Raw genomic sequence first — 17,507 nt, forward strand, 5'->3', positions numbered from 1 at the left:
TCAGCGGGCCGAGCCCCAACGGCCCTTGGCCGAGCCGGTGTCGCCCCGGCCCCGCGAGTCCGAGCCGCCGGGTTTGACCGGCATCTTGATCACGACGGTCTGGTCGGTCTCGCCCGGGCGGTCGGCCCCCTCGGCGCCGGCGCGTTTGGAGTCCATGTCGAGCACGACAGTCTGGTCGAACGGCACGTCGGACCACGTGACCGAGATCGGGTTGGGGCGCGGCAACGACGTCACCGCCGCGACCGAGGCCGTGGCCGAAGCGGCGACCGGCGCCGCCGTGTCCGCCTGCGCCGACGAGCCGGGCTTCCGGTCCCCGGCCGTGCGGCGCGCCTTGTTCCGGCTCATGCTCTCCAGCACGAACGTCACCAGCAGCGTCAGCGCGATCATGCCGCCGGTCGCGGCGAGGACGACCTCGATCTTCTTCTTCGACTTCGTCTCCGGCGTCTGCGGCGGGACGATCTCCGTCATACGGATCATGTCCTGCGTCTTGACGCCGTTGTTCTGCTGGATCTCCGTCAGCTTCTCCTGCGCGAACCTCGCCAGCGTCGAGGTCGAGGCCCGCACGTGCGCCTTGTCGGAGCCGGTGACCGTGAAGGTGAGGAAGGGGCCCTGCGCGCCGTCGGCGAGCGACACCGCGTACTTCTCGGTGACGCCCCGGTCCTTCAGCTCCTCCACCGCGTCGGTGGACTGCAGGCTGCGGCCGAGGAAGTCGGCGGTGGCGATCAACGACGCGTCGAACGTCATGAACGGGTTGTCGTTGCCCTTGGTGGCGACGGTCGTGGCCATGGGCGAGCTCAGCAGGCTCACCGTGGTGTACGACTCGTAGGTGTTGGGCACGTAGACCATCGCGGCCACACCCGCCCCGATCGCCAGCACGAACATCGGCACGACGAGCACCCAGCGCTGACGCAATACCCGAAGGATCTCGCCGAGGTCCATGGCCCCCCTCCAAGTCCCTTCAGAAAGCGTCTGTGCTCGCGCGTGCCTCGATTCCGGACATGAGGCGGCGGCCAGCGCTCGGCCAACACGCTATACGGCCCGTGGGTGAGTCGGCTAGCTCTAGGTGAGTCGGGTTCTTGGCGAACCGGGACGCCATCATGTCACCATTGGCCGCACTTGGGTACCGTTCGGCAGTCGGAGAGGAGCGTCCGCCAGATGTACATGACCGACGTCCTGCGGGCGCTGAGCCGGCGTTGGTACGTCGTGGTGGTCGGGGTGGTGCTGACCGCCGCGCTCGGCTACCAGGCCGCGCGGGTCACCCCCGTGTACCTGGCCTCCGAGGTACTCGTGGTGAAGTACCCGGTTTCGCCCGATGCGCCGAACCCGTTGACCGGGCTGTACCCCTCCGTCGCCGTCACCGCCGCGGCCGTCGCGACAAGCCTGCGCACGCCGGCGTTCGAGGCGGAGTTCCGCCGGGCCGGCGTCACCGGCACGTACGAGTTCGCGCCGCGCAACACGGGCACCAACCAGGAGCCGCGCTACATCATCTCCTCGCTGACGGTGACCAACACCACCGACAGCGAGGAGGGCGCGCTCCGCGCGCTGCGGATCCTGACGGCGGCCTACACCGACAAGCTCAAGGAGCTGCAGGACCGCTGGAACGTGCGGCAGGACCTGCGCTTCACCGTCTCCACCCTGGTGGCCGCGAGCGTCGTGGAGCTGTCGCACTCGTCCCAGCGGGCGCTGATCGGCTCGGCCTTCCTGGGCGGGCTGGGCACCCTGGCGGTGCCGCTGTGGGTCGACGAGATCATCCGGCGCCGGCGCGGTGAGGCCGCGGTGGCGGATCAGGACTGAGCGTCCCCGGCCTCGCGCAGCCGTCCGTCCGTCTCGACATACTCCGTGCCGGTTTCGGGGCAGGTGAACTGCCCGTCCCCCTTCGCCTCCAGGCGCACGCCGGCGCGGCCCACCCAGCCGATCCGGCGGGCCGGCACCCCGACCACCAGGGCGTAGTCGGGCACGTCGGAGACGACCACGGCCCCGGCCGCGACGAGCGCCCAGCGCCCGACGGTCACCGGCGCGACGCAGACCGCCCGGGCCCCGATGGCGGCGCCGTCGCCGATCACCACGCCGACGGCCTCCCAGTCCTCGCCCGTCTTGAGCCGGCCCTCCGGCGTCACCGCCCGCGGGTAGGTGTCGTTGGTCAGCACCGCCGCCGGGCCGATGAAGACGCCGTCGCCCAGGACGGCCGGCTCGTAGGCCAGGGCGTAGTTCTGCAGCTTCACGTTGTCGCCGATGCGCACCCCGGGGCCGACGTAGGCGCCGCGGCCGATGATGCAGTTGCGGCCGAGCCGGGCCTCCTCGCGGACCTGGGCCAGGTGCCATACGGTGGTACCCGCGCCGAGCTCCGCGCGCTCGTCGACGTCCGCGCTCGCCATGACGCGGGCGGGCCGCGTGTTCTCGTCCACCTCGTGCATGAGTCACCTGCGTTTCGTGCTCGACTGATACCGGACGCGGCATACTAACGCCCGTGGCTTCCCGAACGGTGCGGCCGATGTAAGAAAGGCGACACGGCGGCGACTGACCGGCCCATTGTTTTCGCCTGGGTGGTCGCGCAGCGTACATCCGTATTCTCATGTCTCATCGGCGGAACGAGGCGATCCCAACCATGCCAAGCGCTCGGCCACAGGTCACCATCCTCGTGGCCAACCTGCCCGCTGAGCGAGACCGTCGCGTCATTCGCGAGTGCCTGAGCCTCGAGGCGAACGGGTTCGACGTCACCGTCATCGCCCCGCGGGGGGACCCGAAGCTGAAGATCCTGCCGAACAGCCGGGGCACCCGCCTGAAGCCGTACCCGGTCAAGGTGTACGGCAGCGGCGTGCTGACCTTCGCGTTCGAGTTCGCGTGGTCGTTCCTGTGCGTCGCTTTCCGGCTGCTGGGCGAGATCTTCGCCGGCCGGGCCCACGCGGTGCAGGTGTGCAACCCGCCGGACATCTACTGGCCCCTGGCGCTGCTGTTCCGGGCGATCGGCCGGCCGTGGGTGTTCGACCACCACGACCTGTGCCCCGAGGTCTACGCCACGCGCTCCGGAACGCCGGTCGGCGCGGTGTACAACACGCTCGTCGCGTTCGAGTGGCTCACGCTGCGCACCGCGACCGCCGTGTTCGCGACCAACGAGTCGTACCGCAGCAACGCGCTCGCCCGCGGCGTGAAGCCGGAGAAGGTGACCGTCGTGCGCAACGGGCCCAGCGCGAGCGAGATCAGGCCCGGCGAGCCGGAGCCGTCGCCCGGCGAGCACACGATCGTCTACCTCGGCGTGCTCGGCCCGCAGGACAACGTCGAGGGCGCGGTCCTGGCCGCCGACGAGCTGACCCGGCTCCGGCCCCGCAACGACTGGCGGATGGTCATCGCCGGCGACGGCGAGAGCCTGCCCGCCCTGACCAAGCTCGCGGCCGACCGCGGCCTCGGCAGCGTGGTGGAGTTCACGGGCTGGCTCGAGGGCCCGGCGATCGACGCGTTGCTGCGCAAGGCGACCGTCGCCATCCAGCCGGACCTGCCGACCCGGATGAACAACCTGTCCACAATGGCCAAGACGGTCGAGTACCTCGGCCGCGGCGTTCCCGTCGTCGCGGCGGACCTGATCGAGACGCGGCGCAGCGCGGCCGAGGCCGCGGTGTACGTCGAGCACGGCACCGCCCACGAGTACGCGGCCGCCATCGACGCGCTGCTGGACGACCCGGCCGCCCGCGGCCGGATGCGGGAGGCCGGGCTGGCCCGCTTCGCCCAAGAGCTGTCCTGGGAGCACCAGAGCCGCGGGTACATCGAGGTCTGGAGCCGCCTGCTGGCCAAGCGGCTGCGCCGGAGCACGGCCGCGAATGGCTGACGGCGAGGTCCTGAACGTCCTGTTCCACGGCGTGGGCCGGCCGGAGCGCGAGCTCGAGCCGGGCGAGGACGTGTACTGGATCGACGTGGACACGTTCCACCGAGTCCTCGACGACGTGGTGAGCGCCTCGTCCGCGGGTGCCCTGCCGGCGCTGCGGCTCAGCTTCGACGACAGCAACACCTCCGACCTGACCGTCGGCCTGCCGGCGCTGCTGGAGCGCGGCCTCACCGCCGACTTCTTCGTGCTGGCGGGCCGGCTGCGCTCGCCCGGCAGCCTCGACGCGGACGCCGTGCGGGAGCTGCGGGACCACGGCATGGGCGTCGGCACCCACGGGATGCACCACCGCCCGTGGCGCGGCCTGGACGCGGACACCCGCCGGGACGAGTTCGAGGCGGCCCGGGACCTGATCGCCGAGGTGATCGGGGCGCCGGTGCGCCGGGCGGCGTGCCCGCTGGGGCGGTACGACCGCCAGGCTCTGGGCGAGCTGCGCCGGCTCGGCTACACCGAGGTGTTCACCAGCGACCGCCGCTACGCCCGCCGGGGCCGGTGGCTGCAGCCGCGCTTCAGCATCCGCCGCGGCGACACCCCGGAGACCTTCCGCGCCCAGATCGCGGCCAGCCGGTCCCCGGCCATGCGCACACGCAACGCGCTGGCCGGGACCGTCAAGCGCCTGCGTTAACCGCGGGCCGGGGCGGGGCGGGGCACCGAGGGGTGCACGGTCCAGGGGCCGGGCGTCTCGCGCAGGCGGCTCGGGCTCAGCAGCGACCGTACGGCCGTGCGGCTCTGCGGCTTGCCCGTGACGGCGCGGCTGGACTCACGCAGCAGGAGCACCGACCAGTAGACCGCGGTGGCCGCGACCGAGTGCCGGCGGCGGTAGAGCCGGACCCGGTTGGTCGTCAGCAGCGCCCACAGCCGGGGCGAGACCCGCGAGTCGCCCTCCAGGTGCACCGCCCGGGCGGCCGGGTTGTACCGGGTGCCGAGGCCGGCGTCGCGGGCGCGCAGGGCGAAGTCGGTCTCCTCGGAGTACAGGAAGAAGGACTCGTCCCAGGGCGCGCACCGCTCCCAGCACTCCCGGCTGACCAGCATGGTGGAGCCCTCGGCCCAGTCGGCGAAGCGCGCCTCCTCGTAGTACCGGTCGTCGGTGATCACCTCGCCGAGGACCGGGAACTTCCCGGCCCGGCGCGCGCCCAGCAGGGCGTCGCCGAGGATGCGCGGGATGGAAGGTTCGCGGCGCAGGGTAGGTATGAGTCGGCCGGTGCCGTCCTCGATGCGGGGGACGGCCAGCCCGGTGCCGGGCGTGCGCAGCGTGTCCAGCAGCGTGCGGATGCAGCCGGGCCCGAGCCGGACGTCCGGGTTCAGCACGAGGACGGCGGTGTGCGGCCCGGCCACCGCCACGGCGGCGTTGATGCCCGCGGCGTAGCCGGCGTTGCGGCCCATCTCGACGATGGTGGCCTCCGGTGCGAGCCGGCGCAGCGCCTCGACGGTACCGTCGGCCGACGCGTTGTCCGCGACCGTCAGGTGCCAGGGCACGCCGTCCAGGCCGGCGCCGAGCGACGCCATCAGGGCCGGCAGCAGCTTCTCGCTGTTGTAGGTGACCACGACCACCGCGACCGAAGCGTCGGTGCCTTCCACGGCTTCCTCCCTCGCGCTCATCGCCCGGCCAGCCGGGACTTCACCGTGCGCAGCAGCTTGCCGGTGCGGCCGCCGCGCAGCGCGTCGCCCAGCTTGCCGCTCTTCACCGACCGCGCCAGCGCGTCCTGCGCCCGGCGGGCCGAGGTGACCGACCAGGACCGGCCGACCCGGCCCTCGGCCACCGGCAGTTCGTCGTTGCGCAGCCGGTCCTTGTACAGCGCCTTGGACTTGCCCAGGTCGATGTGGCCGATGCCGTCGGCCGCGCCGGCCTCGGCCATGCGCAGGCAGAGCAGGATGCCGGCCGAGTACTTGTGCAGCTCGGGGTCGTACGAGGGGAACCAGTAGGCGAGCACCGACTCGCTGCGCAGCCCGAGGTGCGCCGCGACCGGCCGCGACCCCGCGTAGACGGTGGAGACGAAGGCCCGGCAGCCCGGCGCGTCCGAGGTCATCAGGTCGTCGATGACCTGGCGGATCCACGGGGTGTTGAACCGGTCGTACTGCTGCGTGCGCTGGTACTGGGCCGACTTCCAGGCCCGCAGGGCGTCGAACGCCTCGCCGCCGCGGTCGTCCCAGGCGAAGCGCTCCTCGCCGAGGTCGCGCACCATGCCCCGCTGCTTGCGGTTGGCCTGCCGGACCACGTCGCCTTCGCGCATCCGGTCGGCGATGTACTCCTCGTAGCCCTTGGAGATGTCCATGATGGGCGAACCCGCGCGTTCGCGGTGATAGGGCACGAACGGCGCCTGATCGCCCATCAGGTGGTCGAACTCCCAGACGGGCAGGTTGCACGCGCGCAGCAGCGCCAGCGGGTCCCAGTCGAGGCCCTTCGCGTGTACCAGTCCCTGGCAGTCGGAGATCCCGAAGCCGATGGGCACGCCGATGACCCGCCGGCGCACCTCGTAGGGGAAGAAGCCGACCACCTCGGCGCCGTCCTCGAGCACGGCGACCCGGGCGGTGGGCCGGACGCGGGCGACGGCCAGGGTGAACTCGGGCGACAGGAACGGACTGCCCAGGGCCGGGTCGGCCGCTTGCAGCGCGCGCCACCGGGCGAGCTCCTCCGGGCCGAGTTCAGTCGCACGGACAACCGAAATCTTCACCTTGTGTCTTCTCCCAATCGCTTCGCGCGAGGCGTCGTGCGGCGGCGTCCATCCTGCCGCCCGGCGCGCGGTGCCGAAACATCTTCGAGTGTCGGCTATGTGCACCGGACGGCCGCGATCGGCCTCCCGTTCGGCGGGTGGCAGACTAGCTCCTTCTGCCACCCCCACCGGCCTTGAGCTGTGTCCCGTTCCTTTCTGGGGCGCCGTAGGCCGTCGCCAGGCCGTCAGCCGTCCAAGATGTCGTCGATGGCGTTGCGCGTCCGGTCCTGGCTGCCCGGCATCAGGTGCGTGTAGATCCGCAGCGTAAACGCCGGGTTGGCGTGGCCCAGGTACTCCGAGACGGCCCGGATGCTCTCGCCGGCGTGCAGCAGCGACGAGGCGTAGAAGTGCCGGAGCGCGTGGCTGCCGTTCTCACGATCCGAGCCGCGCTCCACGCCGGCCCGCTTGAGCGCCTTCTGCCAATGCGCCCGCTCGAAGGTGCACCGGTGCGTCGCGCCACCGTCCTGATTGGTGAGGACGAGCGGAACGGCCACAAGGGTGGTCGAGTCCGGGTTCTCCCAGGGCAGGGTGACCAGCCGCGCCGGGAACGCCTCCAGATGGGCCTTGAGCGCCCGGGCCACGCTGCCCGGGAGCGGACCATCCGTTCCTTGTCGCTCTTGGGCAGGCCGAACACGAGCCGGGATCGGACCCGCTTCACCTGCCGGCGGATGTGCAGCCATCCGCCGTCGAAGTCGAGATCTTCGAGGCTCAGTCCGAAGATCTCGCCCTGACGGGCGCCGCAGCCGGCCCCGACGTCGACGAACGCCCGGTACCGCTCCGACAGCCCGGCGCGCACCGCGTGGACCCGCTCCGCCTTCCACGGCACGATCTTGCGTGGTGCCGACCTGGGAGGTGTGACGGACTTCGCATCACACGGATTCGCGGCGATCTTCCGGTCATCGACCGCGGCGTTCAGGATCGCGTGCAGTGTGGCATATGTCACAGCCCGGGTGCCGCGCGAGTAGCGCCCGGTCATTTCCTGGTCCCACTCCCGGATGTCCTCCGGCTTGATGGACTTGAGTTGCCGAGCACCGAAGAACGGCAGCAGGTGGTTCCGCAAGCGCGCGCCGACGGTCTCCCGGGTCGACTCGTCGACCTGATTGGTACGCAGCCACCGCTCCGCGTACCCGCCGAACGTGACCCTTCCGGCCCCCGGGTCGATGTAGTCGCCGCGGAACTTGTCCGCCTCGATCGACACCAGGAACGCATCGGCGTCCCGCTTGGCCCGGTCCGGGAATGACTTGCTGCGCTCCCTGCCGTCCGGGGCGATGTATCGGACCCGGTATCGGAGCCCTTTGCCGAACAGTTCCGTCTTGACCCGCTGCCGCCGGCCGTTCGGCCCCTCGACGGACTTGTACCAGCGATCCTCGACGTGCGCCATCAGGCCGCCTCCCGCTGATCGACCCAGGCCCGCACCTTCGTCGGGTTGTAGCGCAGGTGCCGTCCGACCCGGGCCGCCGGAGGCCCCGACCTGCGTTTGCGCCAGTGATAGAGCGTCTCCACCGTCACGCCGAGGAAGTCAGCCACTTCCTCCGCACTCCACAGGCGATCACTCACAGGTGCGCTTCCTCCCCGTTTGTCAGTTGCTGTTCGTATTGAGCCGCCCGGTCGCGGGCAGCGTTGATCGCGTTGCGCCACTGGATGCGCTGGGCGAGCGCCCGCAGCAGGCGGTGCCGCATCGGCGGAAGGTCGGGATCGTTTGGCCGCGCGAGCTCCCAGGCGACCGGGGTCGGCGACTCCGGGTCGGTGGCGGTATCTCCGTCGGAGACGCCGAGGAGAGCCTTGACCCAGGCGCGTGCGTCGTAGCGGTGATCGGCGAGGGTCTTACCCGACCAGTCCCGCGAGACGAGAATGCGCCGGCCACCGATGCCCAAGGTGGAGCGCTGGTGCACGCGGCCCTTGCAGTTGCCGGGGCGGAGCCGGGCGTGGGCGTTCTTCGGCTGGATGCCGTAGAGCAGCCAGTTGGCGCAGCGTTCCGAGCACGGTGTGACGCGCAGTTCGCGCCAGAACCGTTCGAGGTGGTCCCGCTGACGGTCGGTGGTGAGCTGGTGGCAGTCGGCGGCGGACTTGGTCACGTACTTCGTGATGTAGCCGATGGTCCGGTCGACGTTGCGATCGTCGGCGTTGACGCCCTCGGCGCGGACCTGGGCGCCGAACCGGATGACATGGGCCGGCTCGTCGTCGAGCGCGTCCAGGGCGGAATCCCAGTCGGTCAGCGGCTGCCCCGTTGCGCCGTCGCACCACGTCTCCGCGTCGGCATCCCATACAGGCCGGCAGGTCGGTTGGTCGACCCTCGGCCACCACACCTGGTGATACGTCGCCGCCGCCACCTGCCGGAGCACCGCGCGGGGGATAGTGCCTCGGATGGCGAAGTGGGCGTGTGGAGCGAGGCGCCGTTGGGGCTCGACGCAGCCGGCGTACTGGACGTTCCAGCCCACACAGCGGCGCAGGTTCTGCCAGAACCGGTCCAGCAGCCGGGGGAACGTGATGGCGTCCCAGGCCGCCCGGCGATAGTCGTACGTGGACGGGTCAACCGGGGAACCGTCCGGCCGTACGGGGCCGTACGAGTCCAAGGTGACCGTCAACCACATAGAGGGCCGGTACTCGGTGCCGTCCGGGGCGGTGTAGATCCGGCCGATGGTGCGCGGGTCGACCTTCTGCCGGGGCAGGTCGGGTGCGTCCTGGCGCCGCTTCGTGGAGCGCTGCCGCTTCGGCTCGGTCGGCTTGTCGTGCGGCGGGGCGACGGTGCCGCGCAGCCCCTCGGCGGCGATTGCTTCCTCGACCTCGCGGATGGCGTCGTCGACCTCGCCGAGCTGGTCCCACAGGGATGCGCGTACCGCCTCGTCGCGGGCGTGTTCCAGGTGGGCTCGGAGGCTGATCAGTGCGCGCTGTCCCTCGGTCGCCGGCTCGGGGGAGGGGGCGGGTTCGTCGGCCCGGTGCCAGCCCTCCCGGATCTGTACCTTCCGCAGCCGCCGAGCCCGCTTGGCGCACGGAGGGCACTTATCCTCTCGGGTCGCGCCGCACGGCACGTCGATGATCTCGGTCTTGCCGGTGGTGAGGTCGGTGCGCCGGAGGCCGACCGGGCGGAGGCAGACGCCGTACTCGGTAGCCATGTCCTTGACCACGTCGGCGGCCAGGGGGATGAGCCGGCGGGCGGCCCGCGATCCCGGTCGGGGCTGCTGCTCCTCTGGTTCGAGGCCGGGGAGGGCGGTGATGGTCAACGGTCACCGCACCCGGGGCAGTGCCGACTGTGTCCTTCGCGAGATGCGGTGAGCCCGCCGGCGAGGACCAGGACCAAGACGGTGGTGACGATGATGGCTTTGAGGTGGGCGGCCACCCAGGCGATGAGCAACCACACACCGCACCCGACCCCGACCACCGCGGCCAGTCCGGCGACGATCGCCGCGACTTTGGCGACGAGCCGCCACCGGATGCGCCGGTACCAGCGCGGCCGGGGAACGGGCTCGAGGAGGGTGACGTTGATGGTGAACCGGCCGTCGGCGAGCCGGCGGGGTCGGCCGTAGTGGATGAGGTGCCCCCGGTCGTCGGCGGCGCGCAGCACGTTGGCCAGCTGCTCGCCGGGGCCGGTGAGGTAGTGGTCGACTGGCTGGAGGTGGTTGGAGGTCATCGCACGACTCCTGAGGGGATCGCTCCGTTGACGGTGCGTGGCAGTGGTTGCAGGCGAATCGTGTTGGCTGGCAACGGTTCCGGCTCAGCGATGCTCACCGGTTTGGGGTGCGCGGCCAGGAGAGCCGCAGCGGCCATGACCATCAGGCCGTCGACGGCGAGGGGGCCGAGGGTGGCGGTGAGTGGGTCTTCGCCGTAGTGCCGGAACAGCCCGGACAGGTGCCGGTAGGACACGACCGCGGCGACGAGCGCCACGGGCAGCAGGCCGGCGAACCGGGCCAGGCGCCACCACCCGCCCGCCGGCCACACGGTACGGACCAGGATCTCGACGGCGATGAAGACCGCGATGGGCCAGAACATCGCCGACAGCACCGCCCCGGCTTCGGGCCGCCAGGACGCCGGGGCGCCGGTGGGAGGGATGTAGCAGTGGGCGACGTTCGCGGCGAGGGAGCCGAGCCCGCCCAGCGTGGTGCCGAGGTAGGCCCAGGCCCGGCCGGTCACCACGACTCCTCGGCGATGGTGCGGGCGTGACGGCGGCGGGCGGCGGCGATGATGTCGCTGCCGTCGTGGCGCCCGCGGGTGCAGGTCGCGCAGGTCATGTCGGGGAACCGGTGTGCCAGGTCCAGGCAGGGACGGCGGCGGGTACGCACAGGAGACCTCCTCATCGGTTCTTGGGCTTGATCGGGACGCGGATCCACTCCGGTGGGGCGCCGGTGGAGGCGACCGCTTCGGACAGGCACCGCCACAGCGCCCACGCCTCCGCCGGGGTCAGGTACATCCGCCGGCGACCGGCCCCCACCGCGACGTAGAGGTCTTCGGCGTCGGTGACCCGCACGGTGACCGCCGAGGAGCCCGCCGTGGGGTGCGGTGCCCGGAGCCGGTAGAACCGTCGCTCGGCATCGGTAGTCGTCATGCGGGTTCACCGCCGTCCAGCAGCCCGGCGAGGCTTTCGGGCAGGAGCGGCCCGGCGGTTGCAGGGCGAGAGCGGTGGTTGGCGTGCCCCGCAGGCTTGGCGCGCTGCCGGGGCGTTGGCCGGGGCGCCGGTTCCGGCGGCGCGCTGTACTCGACCGCCATGGCCCGGATGTCGTCGTCGGTGACGTACCCGAACCGCACCCGCAACGGCTCCGGCCGATCGTCGAGCACCACGAACCCGATGCCTCGCATGGCCGGCTCCGCCGAGAGCTGGTCGGCGTGCGCACCGCGCTCCCGGGCGCCGTCGCCGAGCACGAGGTCGACGTGGTTGCGTTCGTTGAGCCGCAACGCAATGCGCGTCGGGAAGAAGTCGCGCAACTCCACGACCTCCTTGCGCGGGTCCTGCGTCGCCCCGATGACCAGGAACCCGAGCCCGGCGCCCTGGGTCAGCAGCAGCGCCAAGGCGGCGCGGGCGCGGTTCCGCAGCTCGGTGTCCTGCAACAGCGCCACCAGCGCAAGGAGCTCGTCGACCATCAGGACGTACAGCGGTTCCGCCATCGTCGGCGCGTGGACCCGGACGGCGCCCTGCATCCGGGCCTGCCGGTCGCGCATCAACGAGACCAGGTCTTCGAGCATCGCGACCATCGGTTCCGGGTCGGCGTACTCGTACCGGGCGAACAACTCCCGGCCGATGGACAGCTCGACCCCACCCTTCGGGTCAATGGCCCACATCCGCACCAGACCCACCCGGATGCCGGCGGCGAGCGCCCGGATGAGCGACCACTGCACTGAACCCTTGCCCGATCGGGTTGCCCCGACGATGAGCACGTGCGTGGCGAGGAGCCTCAGGACGAACGTCCGCAGGTCCTCTCCGAGCCCGAGTGGCAGCCGCTCGAAGTCCGGCTCATCCGCCACCGGGAACGCCGGCACGATTTGCAGCAGCGGGTCACGACGCGGGAACACCAGCCACACCAGCCGGGGCCGATCCCGGAACCGGAACCGGTCGACCACCCGCAGGAGCAGCGCCCAGCGGCCCGACCGGGTCGGCGGCACGGTGCGCCGACCGGTGTAGACGCGGCAGCCACGAGCGTTGAACGAGTACGCCAGGTTCGCCGACGCCTTGTGGTACAGATCCGGGTTCTGCCCGCGCGGCATCCGCAACAACACCTCATCGGCCGCCGGCGTGCACCGGACCCGCAGCAGACGCGGCATGATCCGGGCGTCGTCGAACCGCTCACTCAGCCCGCACAGCGTCATGGCCTCGCGCCAGTGCAGGCCGTACAAGGAGAGGCGTCGCCACCAGGCCGTGGTCGGCAGCAGCACCCACCGCTCCCACGAAGCGCGCCACCGCCACCACCACCCGGCCAGGAGAACCACGACGACGAGCGCGACCAGGACCAGAGTGAGCCAGCCGTGCCGCCACCACAGCCACCCACCGGCGCAGACGAGCGACAGTGAGCCGCAGTTGCGCCGTACGACCGGAACGAGCCGGATGAGCGCCTTGGCCGTCTTCCAGGCCAGGTACGGCCCGACGACCCAGATGACGACCCACCACGGCAGCGGTACCGAGAGCCGCCGGAAGTTGACCAGCGGAGCGTTGTTCTTCACTTCGACCCTCCCCAGGGAACCCGGGCTTCAGCCGGCGGCCGCGAGGGAGGCGAACCGGCCGCGGGCATCGCGACGGAACGCCAGGAACTCGAACGGCATGCCGGTGAACCAGCGGGTGAACCGCCCGGACGCGTCCCGCGCCACAGGCATCAGCAGCAGCAGTTGGTTGGAGCAAGTGCGCCGACCAGGCTGGAATGGGGAGCCGGACTTGGGCATGATGAAGCCCGCCTTCCTTACCGCCCAGAAGTGAGTTGCAGGGAAGGAACGGGGCGGTCTGATGCCGTAGGAAGCCGGACCGCCCCGTACCTCTGTCGTTACTTCGCGCCGCGACCCGCCGACACCGGCGCACGGAAGCCGGACGCCCGCAGCGAGTAGGCCAGCCGCCCGGTCTGCCCGACGTAGGGCGTGACCGTCATGCCCTCGAACTCCACCGGCGCGAATGGCACCGACGACTCCGGAACCGGCTGCACCGGCGCCGAGATCTTCACCGCCACCTCACGGGCCCGGCCCGCCAGATCCGGGTCCATGTCCATGACCCGCACCGTCCACACCCGCTCACCGGTGAGCTTGTCCAGCGCCGGCGTCCGCGCCCGGGTCACCTCGTTGTAGTCCTGCGCCTCGACGATCGAGTCCGGCACCAGCGCACAGCCAGCCGGAAACACGTCCTCGAACCGCACCGCGAACCGCGTTCCGCCCTTCAGAGCCACAGTCACTCCTCCAACTTCGGTCACCCAATCAGATGACCAGTTGACTTATTAAGTTGCTCCAAGCGTAGCGCCGGAACCTAACTTGTTAAGTGGTTGACCTTGCTCAATCCGTCAACGGGGCGAGATTGAGCAAGGTCGACGCGTCGGCTAAGTAAGCGGGAACGAGTCCTCGAACTCGTGCCGAGCCGGCGGTACCGCGACGTCGAGCGCGAAGGCAGGCAAACCGTCGCGGGTATGGACGGCGAACAGCACCGTCAGCACCCAGTCGCCCGCGCCGATCTCCAGCAGGTCCAGCTCCTCGTCGGTGGCCGGACGCGCTGAGATCCGTTCGGTGACGTGGCCGAACTGCAGACCCTTCGACTTGCCCAGGTGCTCCAGGAGGCCCTCGGGCAGTGGACTCGGCGAGCCCACCGCAGTGCCGTCCGCCAGGTCGACCGGGACGTACACGGAGCCGAGCTCCACGGGCCCGAGCCCATCGACGCTCACCAGCCGGCGACGCACGACGACCGGCGCCCCCTCGCGGATGTCGAGCGCGAACGAGGCCCGCGCAGGGGCGGGCACTTCGGTGACGTCGACGATCCGGACACGGCCCTCGGCCTCATCCATCAGCAGTGCCGCCGCGTGTGCCGGGATCGAGCGCTTTCCCGGAGGCTTCGAGCGCACGAACCGGCCCTTGCCCTGTTGCGTCTCGATCCAGCCGTCCTGGCGCAGGATCTCCAGCGAGCGCACCACGGTCGGCCGCGAAGTGTCGAACTCCTTCATGAGGGCGGTCTCGCTGGGCAGCATGACCCCAGACGCGTACGTGCCGTCCTCGATCCGGGCCTGCAGCGCGTTCACGATCACTATGTACTTGGGTGGCACATACTCGATCGGCATCGAGACCGCCGTTCGCTGGGACGACAACATAGCTTGTCAAGAGCTTATCTGTACGAGTGAAGGCATGTCGATTCGGCCGTCCGGACGATCCGGACCGCTCGACGTCACGCGGCTGCATCGCGCCGGCGGATCTGCTCGACGTGCCTGCGCCAGACGGTTTCCATCGACGCGTCGAAGCCGTGCGCGCGATAGTCGGCCTCATCCAGCTCTGACAGTTCGACCACGTCGACGTAGTCCGCCGCGAACTTCGCGATGGCCGTTGCGCGATCCCCGAGGTACCGCCGACGCTGACCCGGCTGGAGACCACACCAGCGGCGCGTCACCTCCTGCACGAGCACTCGCCGATCGTCGACACCGTCCAGCCGATTGCCCTGCTGGTGTACATCGCGGTCGCCCTCGATCTGCACGCAGCGGCCGATCAACGGCAGCAGCGCCAGCGCCACCTCAAGTTGCAGCTCCGCATCCTCGCGTTGTTCCTGCACATCCATCGCTACGCGACCCCTCACGTACTGACCCCATGCCCGGCCGGCACGGAGTGGGAAGATGAGTCGCGGTCCCTTGGTGCTACCGACATCAAGGGGCCGCCCTGTCAGGCGTTGCTCTCGTCCTTCTGCTTCGCCTCGCCCATCGCCGTTCGCAGGGTCGAGGCGTACATCAGCGCCGCATCGCTGAGCCGTTCCGCGGATCGGATCGCCGAATCCCAGGCACCGTCGCCGCCGAACTCGATGATCACCGTCGACTCAAGGTCCTTGAGCACGAGCACCGGGTCGCCGTTGTCGTCGGCGGCCTCCCAAATCCGCAACGTCCCGACATCCAGATCGATGTCGCCTTGCGGTGCGCGCAGCACATGCACAGGTCATCACTCCTTTCCTTCGCTGGGGCGCCCGTTGTCGCAATCCGTGCACAGGCGGACGGCGAGGGTGTTGCGCGGCTCGCGATCACGCAAGACTCCGATCCGACTGACCACCTTCCAGCCGCGCCCCTCGCAGGATCGGCACTCGGATGTTTTCCGGCGGCTCATGGGCCACCGTCCCCGCACGTCAACCGCTTGATCCGAACCAGAGCCGCCCGAAACATAGATCGAGCGTCTACCCAGATAGGGCATTCACCCCGGAAAATTGTTCCGGGGTCCACAGGAAGGGCGGTGCGACGCTTACGACATGCGAGGGATGACGAACACCTTGACCATCGGCGAACGCGTCGCGTGGTACCGCCGCCGGCGCGGCATGTCGCAAGAAGTCTTGGCCGGCCTCGTCGGCCGCACGGTCGACTGGCTGAGCAAGGCCGAGAACAACCGGATCGACCTGGACCGGCTCTCAGTCATCAAGTCCCTCGCCGACGCGCTCGACGTCGCCCTTGGTGACCTGGTCGCCGAACCATCCCTGGTCGACTGGACCAGCGAAAGCGGCACCCAGACTGTGCCCGCGCTGCGGGCCGCGCTGATGAACTACCGCAACGTCACCCCGTTCGGCGCCACCGTGAACGCCGTCGAGCCGCCCTCGGTCCCGGCGCTCCAGCAGGAATTGGCGACTCTGTGGGAGGCGTACCAGGCCTCACGGTTCGGCTATGTCACCGGACGCTTGCCCAGCCTCATCGCCCACGCCGAAGCAGCCGTCGCCACCTACGCAGGCGACGACCTGAACGCGGCCCGACGGATTCTCGGCCTGGCAAACCAGCTCGCCGCGACCCAGCTCACGAAGATCGGCGAAGCGGACCTCGCGTGGATCGCCGCCGACCGTGGCCTGAATGCCGCCCGCGCCGCCGGCGATGTCGTCGTGACGGGCACGCTGTTGCGGACGGTTGCCCACGCGCTCCAGGCGACCGGGCGCTACCGCGAAGCCGTGCAGCTGACCAACGACGCCGCCGGCTACCTCGAACCGCACTTGCGCAAGGCGACGCCCGAGCTGCTGTCCGTCTACGGCACGCTGTTCCTCGCCGGCTCCATCGCCGCCGCCCGAGCCAGCGACGCCATCACGACCCGGGCGTACCTCCAGGCCGCCGACGAGGCTGCCACCAGACTCGGCCGCGACGCCAACCACTTGTGGACCGCGTTCGGCCCCACCAACGTCGCTATTCACCGAGTCGCCACCGCGGCCGAGCTCGGCGACGTCCAAGTCGCAGTCGACCTCGGCCCCCGCGTCAACACCGCCGGCCTTCCGATGGAACGGCGCGTGCGGCACGCCCTTGAGGTCGCCCGGGCCTACAGCGCCTGGAACCGCAGCGACGAGGCCCTGGCAACGCTGCTCGACGCGGAGAAGATGGCGCCCGAGCAGGTGCGGTACCACGTGCTCAGCCGCCAACTCGTGCTCACCTGGATCCGCCAGCAGAAGCACAAGCCGTCAGCGACTCTCGTGGACCTCGCCCGCCGCCTGGACGTCATGGACTGAGCGCGCCACGCTCGCGCCGCTTATCGTGTGGGGCGTGACGCATGCCGACGAGAGCACCGCAGCGACCACCATCCCGGAAGAACACCGCGCGGACGTCGAGACGTTGTGGGAGTACCACAACATGCACCACGAACTCCGTCCCTGCGACGTCGGCATCGGCCTCGGCAGCCACGACCTGGGCGTGGCCATCATCGCCACCGACCTCTACCACCGCGGCCTGTACCCGCTCCTGGTCTTCACCGGCGCCAACGCCCCGACGACAGTCGAGCGCTTTCCGCGCGGCGAAGCGGTTCACTACGCCGAATACGCCAATGAGCACGGCGTTCCAACCGACGCGATCTTGGTCGAGACGAAGGCGACGAATACTCAGCAGAACTTCGAGTTGACCCGCGCGCTCCTCAACGAGCGCGGGATCACCGTCGGTTCCGCCGTTGTGCTCTCGCGCCCCTACCAGCAACGCCGGGCATACGCCACCGCCAAGAAGCTTTGGCCGGAGATCGAAATCATTTGCGCGTCAAAACCGCTCAGTCTCGACGAGTACGTACGCGGCATCGGCGATGTAAATAAAGTGATCAGCATGCTGGTTGGCGATACGCAACGAATTCACCTTTACGCCGAACGCGGATTTGCGATTCCTCAGGAAGTTCCGCTCGACGTAGATTCCGCATACGAAAGGCTTGTGGAAGCTCGCTTCACTAGTCGACTTCTATAGCATGAGGGTTGGCATCACCGAGCTTGCGAGACAACCGACGCCGTAAGGCATTCATGGTTAATGGAGCCATCAGGCTCAACGACGCGGCTCTAC

The 17,507-nt window shown here is 70.2% G+C and carries 22 protein-coding genes and 1 pseudogene; 5 read left to right on the forward strand and 18 right to left on the reverse strand.

The features are described from left to right. Positions 1-939: a Wzz/FepE/Etk N-terminal domain-containing protein gene (locus tag ACPPVO_RS07030; protein WP_426510444.1), complete on the reverse strand. Its 939-nt coding sequence runs from the start codon at positions 937-939 to the stop codon at positions 1-3. A 216-nt stretch (positions 940-1,155) separates the two neighbouring features. On the opposite strand from ACPPVO_RS07030, the gene ACPPVO_RS07035 reads away from it, so the two are divergent. Beyond that, the gene (locus tag ACPPVO_RS07035) at positions 1,156-1,794 is read left to right on the forward strand and encodes a hypothetical protein (RefSeq protein ID WP_426510445.1); all 639 of its coding nucleotides are present in this window, start codon (positions 1,156-1,158) and stop codon (positions 1,792-1,794) included. On the opposite strand, the gene ACPPVO_RS07040 is transcribed toward ACPPVO_RS07035, so the two are convergent. Then, positions 1,785-2,414 (reverse strand): acyltransferase, encoded by a 630-nt coding sequence (locus tag ACPPVO_RS07040; protein ID WP_426510446.1) that lies wholly within the window; start codon positions 2,412-2,414, stop codon positions 1,785-1,787. The genes ACPPVO_RS07035 and ACPPVO_RS07040 overlap by 10 nt on opposite strands. A gap of 191 nt (positions 2,415-2,605) precedes the next feature. On the opposite strand from ACPPVO_RS07040, the gene ACPPVO_RS07045 reads away from it, so the two are divergent. Together ACPPVO_RS07045 and ACPPVO_RS07050 are read left to right on the forward strand one after the other, a co-directional pair. After that, on the forward strand, positions 2,606-3,820 hold the full coding sequence (locus ACPPVO_RS07045) for a glycosyltransferase family 4 protein (RefSeq protein ID WP_426510447.1): 1,215 nt from the start codon (positions 2,606-2,608) through the stop codon (positions 3,818-3,820). Further along, a complete protein-coding gene (locus ACPPVO_RS07050; RefSeq protein ID WP_426510448.1) occupies positions 3,813-4,499 on the forward strand; it encodes a polysaccharide deacetylase family protein in 687 nt (228 codons plus the stop codon). The genes ACPPVO_RS07045 and ACPPVO_RS07050 overlap by 8 nt, the downstream gene beginning before the upstream one ends. On the opposite strand, the gene ACPPVO_RS07055 is transcribed toward ACPPVO_RS07050, so the two are convergent. The 16 genes and pseudogenes from ACPPVO_RS07055 to ACPPVO_RS07130 form a co-directional block, all read right to left on the reverse strand. Beyond that, entirely contained in the window at positions 4,496-5,452 is a 957-nt protein-coding gene (locus ACPPVO_RS07055) for a glycosyltransferase family 2 protein (RefSeq protein ID WP_426510449.1), read from the reverse strand. The two genes, ACPPVO_RS07050 and ACPPVO_RS07055, sit on opposite strands and share 4 nt — an antisense overlap. A 17-nt stretch (positions 5,453-5,469) precedes the next feature. Then, entirely contained in the window at positions 5,470-6,546 is a 1,077-nt protein-coding gene (locus tag ACPPVO_RS07060) for a GNAT family N-acetyltransferase (RefSeq protein ID WP_426510450.1), read from the reverse strand. 224 nt (positions 6,547-6,770) lie between these two features. Then, positions 6,771-7,166, reverse strand: a complete 396-nt coding sequence (locus tag ACPPVO_RS07065) for a tyrosine-type recombinase/integrase (RefSeq protein ID WP_426510451.1) — start codon at positions 7,164-7,166, stop codon at positions 6,771-6,773. A gap of 452 nt (positions 7,167-7,618) precedes the next feature. Further along, a pseudogene (locus ACPPVO_RS07070) lies at positions 7,619-7,966 on the reverse strand (site-specific integrase); the annotation flags it as partial. Beyond that, positions 7,966-8,142 (reverse strand): helix-turn-helix transcriptional regulator, encoded by a 177-nt coding sequence (locus tag ACPPVO_RS07075; RefSeq protein WP_426510452.1) that lies wholly within the window; start codon positions 8,140-8,142, stop codon positions 7,966-7,968. The gene ACPPVO_RS07075 and the pseudogene ACPPVO_RS07070, both read right to left, overlap by 1 nt. Continuing rightward, positions 8,139-9,806 carry a replication initiator gene (locus ACPPVO_RS07080; protein WP_426510453.1) on the reverse strand — a complete coding sequence of 556 codons (1,668 nt, stop codon included), beginning with the start codon at positions 9,804-9,806 and terminating at the stop codon, positions 8,139-8,141. The genes ACPPVO_RS07075 and ACPPVO_RS07080 overlap by 4 nt, the downstream gene beginning before the upstream one ends. Then, a complete protein-coding gene (locus tag ACPPVO_RS07085; RefSeq protein ID WP_426510454.1) occupies positions 9,803-10,213 on the reverse strand; it encodes a hypothetical protein in 411 nt (136 codons plus the stop codon). Before ACPPVO_RS07085 ends, ACPPVO_RS07080 begins: the two co-directional genes overlap by 4 nt. Further along, positions 10,210-10,713, reverse strand: a complete 504-nt coding sequence (locus tag ACPPVO_RS07090) for a DUF2637 domain-containing protein (RefSeq protein ID WP_426510455.1) — start codon at positions 10,711-10,713, stop codon at positions 10,210-10,212. Before ACPPVO_RS07090 ends, ACPPVO_RS07085 begins: the two co-directional genes overlap by 4 nt. Further along, positions 10,710-10,862: a hypothetical protein gene (locus ACPPVO_RS07095; protein WP_426510456.1), complete on the reverse strand. Its 153-nt coding sequence runs from the start codon at positions 10,860-10,862 to the stop codon at positions 10,710-10,712. The genes ACPPVO_RS07090 and ACPPVO_RS07095 overlap by 4 nt, the downstream gene beginning before the upstream one ends. An 11-nt stretch (positions 10,863-10,873) precedes the next feature. Then, positions 10,874-11,125 (reverse strand): spread protein, encoded by a 252-nt coding sequence (locus ACPPVO_RS07100; protein ID WP_426510457.1) that lies wholly within the window; start codon positions 11,123-11,125, stop codon positions 10,874-10,876. After that, positions 11,122-12,732 carry an FtsK/SpoIIIE domain-containing protein gene (locus tag ACPPVO_RS07105; RefSeq protein WP_426510458.1) on the reverse strand — a complete coding sequence of 537 codons (1,611 nt, stop codon included), beginning with the start codon at positions 12,730-12,732 and terminating at the stop codon, positions 11,122-11,124. Before ACPPVO_RS07105 ends, ACPPVO_RS07100 begins: the two co-directional genes overlap by 4 nt. A gap of 27 nt (positions 12,733-12,759) precedes the next feature. Further along, positions 12,760-12,882, reverse strand: a complete 123-nt coding sequence (locus tag ACPPVO_RS07110; RefSeq protein WP_426510459.1) for a hypothetical protein — start codon at positions 12,880-12,882, stop codon at positions 12,760-12,762. Between the two features lie 164 nt (positions 12,883-13,046). Beyond that, positions 13,047-13,439, reverse strand: a complete 393-nt coding sequence (locus ACPPVO_RS07115) for a transcriptional regulator (protein ID WP_426510460.1) — start codon at positions 13,437-13,439, stop codon at positions 13,047-13,049. A 147-nt stretch (positions 13,440-13,586) separates the two neighbouring features. After that, a complete protein-coding gene (locus tag ACPPVO_RS07120) occupies positions 13,587-14,276 on the reverse strand; it encodes a GntR family transcriptional regulator (RefSeq protein ID WP_426510461.1) in 690 nt (229 codons plus the stop codon). 143 nt (positions 14,277-14,419) lie between these two features. Next, entirely contained in the window at positions 14,420-14,803 is a 384-nt protein-coding gene (locus ACPPVO_RS07125) for a hypothetical protein (protein WP_426510462.1), read from the reverse strand. A gap of 101 nt (positions 14,804-14,904) precedes the next feature. Next, positions 14,905-15,168 (reverse strand): hypothetical protein, encoded by a 264-nt coding sequence (locus ACPPVO_RS07130; RefSeq protein ID WP_426510463.1) that lies wholly within the window; start codon positions 15,166-15,168, stop codon positions 14,905-14,907. Positions 15,169-15,484: 316 nt separating this feature from the next. Here ACPPVO_RS07130 and ACPPVO_RS07135 point away from each other — a divergent pair, with 316 nt between their 5' ends. Together ACPPVO_RS07135 and ACPPVO_RS07140 are read left to right on the forward strand one after the other, a co-directional pair. Beyond that, positions 15,485-16,702, forward strand: a complete 1,218-nt coding sequence (locus tag ACPPVO_RS07135) for a helix-turn-helix domain-containing protein (RefSeq protein ID WP_426510464.1) — start codon at positions 15,485-15,487, stop codon at positions 16,700-16,702. Positions 16,703-16,736: 34 nt separating this feature from the next. Beyond that, complete coding sequence (locus ACPPVO_RS07140; protein WP_426510465.1) at positions 16,737-17,414, forward strand: YdcF family protein; 678 nt, start codon at positions 16,737-16,739, stop codon at positions 17,412-17,414. Positions 17,415-17,507: the final 93 nt, after the last annotated feature.

The organism is Dactylosporangium sp. McL0621 (assembly GCF_049995355.1).
GTDB lineage: Bacteria > Actinomycetota > Actinomycetes > Mycobacteriales > Micromonosporaceae > Dactylosporangium.